General features: G+C 49.9%; 2 protein-coding genes. Both read right to left on the bottom strand.

The window, feature by feature from the left end; translation table 11 throughout:
* Positions 1-6,306, bottom strand: a 6,306-nt coding sequence (locus ACNFN4_RS22015; protein WP_448200477.1) for an amino acid adenylation domain-containing protein, incomplete at its 3' end; no start/stop codon positions are given.
* 25 nt (positions 6,307-6,331) lie between these two features.
* Positions 6,332-10,106: amino acid adenylation domain-containing protein (locus ACNFN4_RS22010; RefSeq protein ID WP_448200476.1), on the bottom strand; the 3,775-nt coding region annotated here is incomplete at its 5' end.

The raw sequence follows: 10,106 nt of genomic DNA, 5'->3' as shown, positions 1-10,106 counted from the left end.
CTGGAGCACATACATCCGTTTCTGCGCCGAAGACACCGGATAGGTGTCCTGTTTTTGCGCAGGCTGAATCGCTTCATACGGGCTCTCTTCCAAGTCCTGAATAACCGAAGCGAGTTCTTCCACCGTTGGCCGGGCGAAGATGTCCTGTAACGGCACCTGAACACCGAACTCTTTGGCGATGCGGGAAACGAGAGCCGTCGCTTTTAACGAATGGCCGCCCCGCTCAAAAAAGTGATCCCGGATGCCGACAGGGCCGTTTTTCAGCACCTCTTCCCAAAGGGCGCAAAGCTTCATTTCCGTGACGTTCCGCGGGGCGGTGTACGCCTGTCTGTCTGCCGCTCCGCCGGGAGCCGGCAGCGCGCGGCGGTCAAGCTTTCCGCTCGGCGTGACCGGCCACTCGGTCATCTCTATAAACTGAGCCGGCATCATGTAGGCCGGAAGGCGTGTCGCAAGCTCCGCCCGCACGTCATCGCTTTCCCGTCCTTCGATATAGGCGTAAAGCGCGGTTTCGCCGTGTTCAGTCCGGGCGGTGACCGCCGCCTCACGAATGCCGTCGATGTGCCGGATCGCCGCTTCGATTTCTCCTGGTTCAATCCGGTAGCCGCGGACTTTCACCTGTCCGTCTGAACGGCCGAGCCATTCGACAAGGCCGTCTTCTGTCCAGCGTGCGATATCGCCCGTCTGATACATGCGCTCTCCCGGATAAAACGGATCATTGAGAAAGCGCTCCTCCGTCAGCTCAGGCCGGTTCAGATAGCCGCGGGCCACCCCTGTCCCCGCGATGTACAGCTCTCCGATACAGCCCGGCGGCAGAAGCTGTTTCTTTTGATTTAAAATATACAGCCGCATGTTATGCCCGGAAATACCGATCGGAACATTGTGAAATTCCTTTCCATGCGGCAAATCAAAGTACGCCGCTTCTACCGTCGCTTCCGTCGGACCGTAGGAATTTGTCAATTTCGTTCCAGGCAGAAGGTCATAAAAACGGGAAACCAAGTGCGGGCCCAATTGTTCGCCGCCGGCAAAAACCCTTTTTAAGCAGGTCTTTTTGATCGGCTGTTTTCTGGAATTTATATATTCCAAGAAAGCATGAAGCATGGATGGCACAAAATGAGCCGCCGTTATGCGGTTTTTCTCCAATGCGTTCAGTATCATTTCAGGGTCTTTCTCGCCGCCTTGCGGAAGGAGGAAAACAGAAGCTCCCGCGATCGGCCACCAAAACAGCTCCCAAATCGAAGCGTCGAAAGAGTAGGATGTTTTATGCAAAATGATGTCAGAATCACTTAATCCATAACGCGTTTGCAGTGAGTATAAAAAGTTTACGGCTGACCGATGTTCAACCTGCACGCCTTTTGGGCGTCCCGTAGAACCGGATGTATAGATGATATAAGCCAATGAATCAGGTTTTACCGGAACGTTAGGGTTGGCCGCAGCTTCAGGGTTTCCTGTTTGTCCGCTTTTCAGAGAGATCATTTCTCCCTCAAAAAGATCTGGTGCGAAAAGTTCTGGTTCTGCCAGTAAGAATTTCACGCCGCTGTCTTTCAGTAAAAAGCGAATCCGCTCTTCCGGGTAATCCGGATCAATCGGCAGATATGCACCGCCTGCTTTTAAGACAGCGTAAATGCCGATCAGCATGTCAGGAGAACGCCGGCCCATAATGGCAGTTTTATCCTCCAGCCTTATGCCGCGCTTGATCAGCTGATGCGCAAGCTCGTTTGCCCTTTCGTTCAGTTCCTGATACGTAATCGAAATGTCATCAGTTAAAATCGCAGGACGGTCCGGCGTTTTTTCCGCCTGCTGTTCCAGCAGATCATGAAGAGACTGATGAAGCGGAAACGCTGTTTTCTGCACGGGGCTGAAATCTTGAAGCAGAGACGCTTCTTCTTTTTCTGTCAAAACAGAAATATCGTCTAATTCCAAGCCCGGATCAGCCGCGGCGTTTTCGGCAAGTGTCGTAAAAAATCCCGCCCATTTTTGAATCGTTTTTCTCTTAAACAAATCGGTGCTGTATTCAAACTGGCAGTACAATTCACCGGCGTTTTCAGAGATGTACAGCGATAAGTCAAATTTAGAAATCGGCAGGCTGACGTCTGCAGGCTGCAGTTCAAGTCCGGCTGCCCTAAGCTTCTGCTGTTCCATATTTTGCAGCGCAAATGTTGTGTCAAACAGCGGATTTCGGGACATGTCCCGCGGCACACCGAGCTTATCGACGAGCTCTTCTAACGGGTAATCCTGATGTTCGTAAGCCTCAAGCGCTGTTTGGCGAATTTCCTTTAAATAGTCTTTGAATGTCATGCTTCCGTCGGGACGCGTCCTGAAAGCAAGCGTATTGACAAACATGCCCAGAACGGCGTCAAGGTCGGCATGAGGCCTTCCTGCAATCGGAGACCCGACGATCATATCTTCCTGTCCGCTTAAACGGGCTAACAGAACCGTGTACACACCAAGCAGCGTCATATACAGTGTGCATTTGTTTTCTTTCGCCAGCTTTTTCAACTGTGCTGTATGTTTTTCATTGATGACAAATGACACCCGGTCTCCGGAAAAGCTCCGCACCGGGGGACGCGGCTTATCAGCCGGCAATTCAAGCACGGGAATCTCACCGGCAAGCCGGTTCAGCCAGTACTCCTCTTGTTTCCGATATGCGGCGCCCGCCATAAATGATTGCTGCCAGACGGCATAATCTTTGTATTGAATCCGTAACGGCGGCAGACTTCTCTCAGCATACAGCTCACTGAATTCACGTATCAAAAGATTGACGGATACGCCGTCTGAAATAATATGATGCATGTCAGCTAAAAGCAGATGCCGGTCTCTTTCTATTTGGACAAATCCCGCCCGGAAAAGGGGCGCTTTGCCGAGATCGAACGGCCGGATAAACGCTTCGGCTGATTGTTCTTTTGTAAATGCAAACGGTACTTCGTCATGAATCCTCTGCACGGGCAGGCCGTTTTTTTCTTCAAAGGACGTTCTGAGCGGTTCATGCCGCCGGATCAATCCCTTGAACACGGCTTCCATCCTGTTTCGGTCAAACGGCCCCTTCACCTCTAAAACGGCTGGAATGTTATAGCTGACACCGCCATTTTCAAGCTGGTGAAGGACATACATCCGTTTTTGGGCGGATGAGACAGGATATGTTTCTTTCGTTTCTGTCTTTTCTATGGATGCGAACGGGTTCTCTTCTGCTTCACTGATGATTTTGGCGAGTTCTTCTACAGTCGGGTGGCTGAAGACATCGCTCAGCGGGATTTGCACACTGCACTCTTTAGCTATTTTTGCAACGAGTGCCGTCGCCTTTAATGAATGGCCGCCAAGCTCGAAAAAGTGATCGTGAACGCCGATCGGGCCGGTTTGAAGCACTTCTTCCCATATGCGGGTAAGCTTCAGCTCGGTCACATTCCGGGGAGCTGTATATTGACGGCCCGCTGCGTACGCCGAAGCTTCCGGAAGGGCCCGCTGATCGACTTTTCCGTTCGCAGTGAGCGGAATTGAGTCAACGAAAGCCCATTTGACCGGAATCATATAATCAGGCAGCTCTTTAGCCAAATCTCTCCGCAGCTGAGAAGGATCAGTCGCTTGTGAGACGCTGCAGTAAGCGCATAATTCATTTTCGCCCGACTCATTCGTTTGAATCAGAACGGCAGCTTCTTTCACGGCATGATGATTTGCCAGGACGGTTTCAATTTCCTTCGGTTCAATCCGGTACCCTCTGATCTTCACTTGATCATCTGTCCGGCCGATGTATTCAATTTGGCCGTCCGCACGCAGTCTTGCCAAATCTCCGGTCCGGTACATGACGGCGTCCGTTCTGAACGGATCGGGCAAAAATTTCTCTTCGGTCAGCGCCGGATTGTTCACATAGCCTCTTCCTGTATTCGCCCCGGAAATATACAATTCTCCCGCAATTCCGAGAGGCTGAAGCTGCCGGTTTTTGCTGAGAATATACATCTTGTTATGATGGATCGGTTTCCCGATCGGCGGATGTTCAGGTATGTCATCTCCCGCAGAAATCGTATACGTTGAAACCACATGGGTTTCTGACGGGCCGTAATGATTATGCAGATGCATACCGTGTGAACGGAGCGTCTGCCTGAACAAACGCGAAACGGTCAGCTGCTCCCCGGCCGTAATGACATGCTTCACACAGCGGGGAAAAGACTGTGCATAACCTTCTTCATTGAAAAGCATCTTGACAAACGCAGTCGGGAAAAACACCACTTCCGTGTTGTGCTGATCAATAAACGAAAACAGCTGAGAAACGTCTCGTTTGATTAATTCCGGCACGATACAAAGGGTGCCGCCGCTCAAGAGTACTGAAAATAACTCCTGATAGCAGACGTCAAACGCCAAAGATGCGTACTGCAGCACATTTGTGCAAAAATCAATGTCTGTGTTCGTCAATTGGTGAGAAAGTAGGTTGGCCATATTTTTATGTTCGAGCAGCACTCCCTTCGGTTTCCCTGTCGTACCGGATGTATAAATCATATAAAGGAGGTCGTCCGCCGTATTAATGGATTGCACATTGCTTCCGTCCGCTTCCGTCCCGGCCTCTTCTATGTATGTAACTTGCAGCGTTTGTTCCGCGGGGACTGACTGATGCCGCTCTGTTACAACATGGACGCAGCCGCTGTTTTCAATGACATATCGGATACGCTCCTTTGGACTGCCCGGATCTATCGGGACAAAGGCGCCGCCCGCTTTTAAAATACCGAGAACAGCCGCCGCTAAAGAAGGGGAACGGCCGAGCATGACGCCTACCGGCTCCTCCCGCTTTAAACCGCGTTTTTTCAGCAGGCGGGCCAGCTTATTAGCCGATTCGTTCAGCTCTTTGTACGTCACTGACTCACCTTCATACCGAATCGCGATTTGATCCGGCGTTTTTGCGGCCTGCCGTTCAAACATTGCATGAACCGTGTCATATTCAGGCTTTTCGGCCTCTTCAGAAATCGGCGCAAGCAGCTGCGCTTTTTCCTCTGGAGTGATGATTTCAAGCTTGTCCGACGTGATGTCCGGTTTGTCGAGAACCTGGGAGACGATGTGTGCCAAATGGCCTTTGATATTTTCAATAAATTGGCGGTCATACACGCTTGAATCGTATCTCATTTTCAAGTGAATCTCGTCACCCGGCGCCACCATCAGGTAAAAACTGTAATTGGTTTCGTCTTCCATGCTGAAATCATGGATGTGAAAAAGGTCTTTCGTGTCCCCCTTGCTGTTCAGCACATCAAGCTCCTGTTCAACCGGATAATTCTCAAAGACGAGAATATGATCAATTAAGCCTTGTTTTACCTGTGAATTCGCCTGTATGTCATAAAGCGGATGATAGCTGTAAGCCTGTCCTTTCAAAGCGTCCTTTTGCACGTTTTTGATCAGCTTTTGAAACGGGATGTCCGCCCCGCTGATCCGGACAGGCACGGTATTAATGAACAGGCCGATCATTCGCTCGATGCCTTCGATTTCAGACGGCCTTCCGGAAATGACAGAACCAAAAACCGCATCTTCTGTCTGGTTATACGCCTGAAGCAAAATGCCCCAGAGCGTGTGGAAAATGGTGCTCAGCGTGACCTCTTCTTTTACGGCCAGCTCTTTCAGCTTAGCCGTGTCCTCTTTTGAAAAGGAAAACGTCACTTCCTCTTGTCTGCTTTCGCCGGCTTTTTTCTGCTTCGGCAGTACAGTCTGCTGTTCAAAGCCTTCAAGATACCGCTCCCAGTACGAAGCGGCTTTTTCTTTATCTTGCTCCATCAGCCACTTGATGTAGGTCCCGTACGGCACAGCGGGCTCAAGCGTTAACGGTGTCCGGCGGAGCCGCGAGGCGTATATCTGGAAGAACTCTTTCAGCACGATTCCGAGACACCAGCCATCCATAATGATGTGATGGAAACTCCATATGCACGTATATTCACATTCTCCGGTTTGAAGCAGCGTCACCCGCATCAGCATGTCTTTTTGCAGATGAAACCCTTTCTCACGGTCTCTTCGTTTGGCTTCTTCGATATACTTGATTTGATCAGCCTTATTTAAATTAGTGAGATTTTCCTCAATAATGCTGACGTTCCGCTCTTTTAATACGACCTGCTGCGGCACTGACACGTTCTGGCTGATAAAGATCGTTCTGAAAATATCATGTCTTTCGAAAAGGGCATGAACGCTCTCTTCAAACACGCGGGTGTCAACCTTCCCCGTTATTGAAAAGGAGGCCTGCTCGGCGTAAGCCTGTGATTCCTTTTGCAGGAGGGAATGAAAAAGCATTCCTTCCTGCATATAAGACAGCGGATAAATATCCTGAATTGCATTCTTTTTTGTCATGTTATAATCTCCCCGTCGCCTTTTTCTACAGTTCCTCGACAAAACTCGCTATGCTGTCCAAATCATCAGATGTTAACGTTTTGCTGCTAAAATCACTAACGGTTTTTTCTGATTCCTCTTTGCCGGTGCAGTGCGCCATAATATCACGCAAATATTGCTGTAAAGTTTGCAGCAGCTGTTCCATCGTTTCTTTGCGGAAGCGGCTCGGCGGATAGCTCAAACTGAAGTGAAGTTTATGTTGTGCGGCCATCGCGCTCATTTCCACCGCTTGTTCCCGCTGCCATGTCGGCGTGATGTCGTGCCCGCTTGCAAGACCGGACAGACTGAACGTGTGCTGATCTTCTGTATCGTTGAATTGCCCTAAATAGTTAAAGCTGATTTCAGGCGCTTGTCTGAAGCGGATTGTTTTTTGTTCAGGCGGTGTCATGTATTTTAAAATGCCGTAGCCTATTCCTTTATCCGGTATTCTTCCGAGTGTGTCTTTGACCGTTTTTACCGCCGTCCCAAGTTCTGAGCCTGCTGTATTCAAGTCAATGAGCACCGGATACATGGAGGTAAACCAGCCTACGGTGCGGCTGATGTCGAGCTCCGGCATGATGTGCTCTCTCCCGTGCCCTTCCATCGCGATGCGCAGTCTGCCGCCCCCTGTCCAGTCCCGTAAAGCCAAAGCTGCGGCAGTCAGAAGAATATCTTGCGTATCGGTATGGTAAGCCCGGTTGACCTGCTGAAGCAAAACGGACGTTTCTTCTTCTGTAAGCGTGAAGCTTACCGTTTGCCGAATGCTGTCGGCTCCCGTCTGATGCTGCGGTTTTTCATAAGGAAGTTCGGCGGCTGTTTCTTCTTCAATAAAACGCCAATATTCTTCTTCACGTATCAGCTTGCTGCTTTTTGCGTATTCTGAAAGCCTTACGGCGTATTGTTTAAACGAATCGGTCTTTGGCGGAAGCTGGACCGGCTGACCTTTTACGGCTTGAGTGTAAGCGGCAGATAAATCCTCCAGCAAAATACGCCATGACACTCCGTCAACCGCCAGGTGATGTACGGTGATGAATAAATAATCCCCGGACCGGGTTTTGAACCAGCCGGCTTTTAATAACGGCCCTTTTTCAATATCCATCCGCTGTTGGAGCGCAGCCACTTCAGTTTCTATTTCTCTTTCCCAAGTATCTGTCTCAGACATATCCCAAATGTCCAAGGTGTACAGTTCAGCTTTTTGAATACCGTGATTGATTTGTCTGAAACTTTCGTTTTCTGCACTGACGGTGATCCGGAGTGCATCATGATGAATGACAAGATGCTCCAAGGCTTCTTTGAGCGGCTGTTTATGCAATGCGTCAGAGCTGAACATCATGACGGACTGATTGAAATGATTTCTGTTTTCCATCCGCTGTGATAAAAACCAGTGCTGAACGGGTGTCCAAGGTATGTCTCCTTCCACCGGCCGCTGATCGATGACTCTTTCCGCTTTCCGGATAAGAGGCGCGAGTTCCTTAATGGACGGGTGCCGGAATAAGTCACTTGCCGTCATTTTCCGCCCATAGCGTCCGAGCCGTGCGGAAACTTGCAGCGCTTTGATTGAATCGCCGCCCAATTCAAAAAATGAGTCCTCAATCCCGACTTGTTTTGTGCCGAGCACTTCCTGCCAGATCACGGAAAGCTGTTCTTCAAGCTCATTGCGGGGAGCTGTGTACGCGGTTTGAAGCGCGAGCTCCGGTTCGGGCAGATTTTTCCGATCCAATTTACCGTTCGGCGTAAGCGGCAGCTTCTCAAGTTCCATCATATAGGCCGGAACCATGTAATTCGGCAGTTGCTTAGACAGTGAAGAACGCACTTTTTCTGTATCCATGTCCGCCTGCAGACTCATATATGCGATCAGTTCTTTATTGCCGGACTGCCCGGTTCTGACTGACACGGCAGCTTCTTTCACACCGTCCAGGCTCCTCAGTGCGGCTTCAATCTCTCCCAGCTCGACCCGATAACCGCGGATTTTCACTTGATCATCCATCCGCCCGGCATATTCGATCGTTCCGTCCGGCAGCCAGCGGGCTAAATCTCCGGTGCGGTACATCCGTTCTCCGGGAACAAAAGGATTAGGGACAAATTTTTCTTCCGTCAGCTCAGGGCGGCCGAAATATCCTCTTGCCACACCGTCTCCGCCTGTGCACAATTCGCCGATGACGCCGATCGGCTGCGGTGTTCCCCTGCTGTTTATGATATATGCGGTTGAATTTCCGACAGGGCGCCCGATCGGGATTGAATGATCGTATGATTGTTCAATCAAAAAGCAAGTCGAGAACGTCGTGTTTTCAGTCGGTCCGTATCCATTCCATACTGAGAGATGCGGCAGCGCATTCCGAACCCGGTTTACATGGCTCGGGGACAGTGCTTCCCCGCCGATAATCAATCGGGATAATCCGGAAAACACGTCTTTATTTTGTTCTGATAAATGGTTGAACAGAGACGATGTCAGCCACAGTGTCGTAATGCCGTTTTGCTGTATAAATGTTTCCAGAACACCAGAGTCGAGATAGGTTTCCTGGTCACTTACATATAAAGAAGCGCCGTTTAAAAGCGGACCGAATACCTCAAATGTCGTAACGTCAAATCCTAATGATGAAGTAAACAACAGTCTGTCTTCCGGCGTAAAATCAATATAATTGCTGTTTTTCACAAGGCGGATCACGCTTCGCTGTTCAATCATGACGCCTTTTGGCGCACCTGTTGACCCGGACGTATAAATCATGTAGGCCAACGATTCAGGTCCGCCGAGCGGTTCGGGATTTTCCGAACTCAAGCCGGCCTTTGTTTGAATATCCTCTATGAATAAACGTTTTCCTGAAAGCGGCAGACCGTCAAGTTTATCAGATTGGAGAAGAATATCAGCTTTACAGTCTTTAAGCATCCATTCAGCCCGTTCCCGCGGCACATCGTCACCGATAGGCAAGTAGGCGCCCCCCGCTTTTAATATTCCGAGGATTCCGGAAGCAAGCTCTGTTGTGCGGCCGGTTAATAAGGCGACAACGCTTTCCGGACCGACGCCATTTGATCGGAGAGCCGCCGCTATTCTGTTAGCCCGTTCGTTCAGCTCACGGTATGTCAAGATTTGTCCATCATATACAACTGCCCGGGCATCGGGGGTTTCTTTTGCCTGCCGCTCAAATAAACGGCTGATGGTTTCGTGTCTTGGGTAATCGCTTTTCGTCTGATTAAACTGATAAATGACGCGATTTGTTTCAGCATCATCCAGTACGTGAATGTCACCAAGCGGTATCGCTTGGTTTTCAATTACTTTTGTAAGAATACGGGTAAAATAAGAAAGCCATTTTTCAATTGTCTGTTTTTGATAGATATCTGTATTGAATTCAAAATCAAAGCTGATGGAACCGTCAGACCCTTCTGACGCGTAAAGCGTGGCATCAAACTTTGCGGTTTTATGACTTGTATCCGCAGCTTGAGTCAAATGCAGCTTATTTAACACCAGGGATTCACGCTCCATGTTTTGGAGCACAAACATAACGTCAAACAGCGGATTGCGGCTTGTGTCCCGCTGCACGCCGAGCCGCTCCACAAGCTCTTCAAACGGGTAATCCTGATGCTCATACGCTTCAAGCGCCGCCTGGCGGACTTCCGCCAAATAATCGGTAAACCGTTTGTCCCCTTTCGGCTCCGTTCTGATGGCCAGCGTGTTGACGAACATGCCGAGAATCGGTTCAAGGTCTTTGTGCGGGCGCCCGGCAATCGGCGAGCCGACGATGATGTCTTCCTGCCCGCTCAATCTCGTGAGTAACGTATTGTACGCG

Source organism: Bacillus sp. N1(2025) (assembly GCF_053470005.1).
The sequence above is the reverse complement of the archived record's forward strand: the minus strand, read 5'-3'. Positions and strand labels throughout refer to the sequence as shown.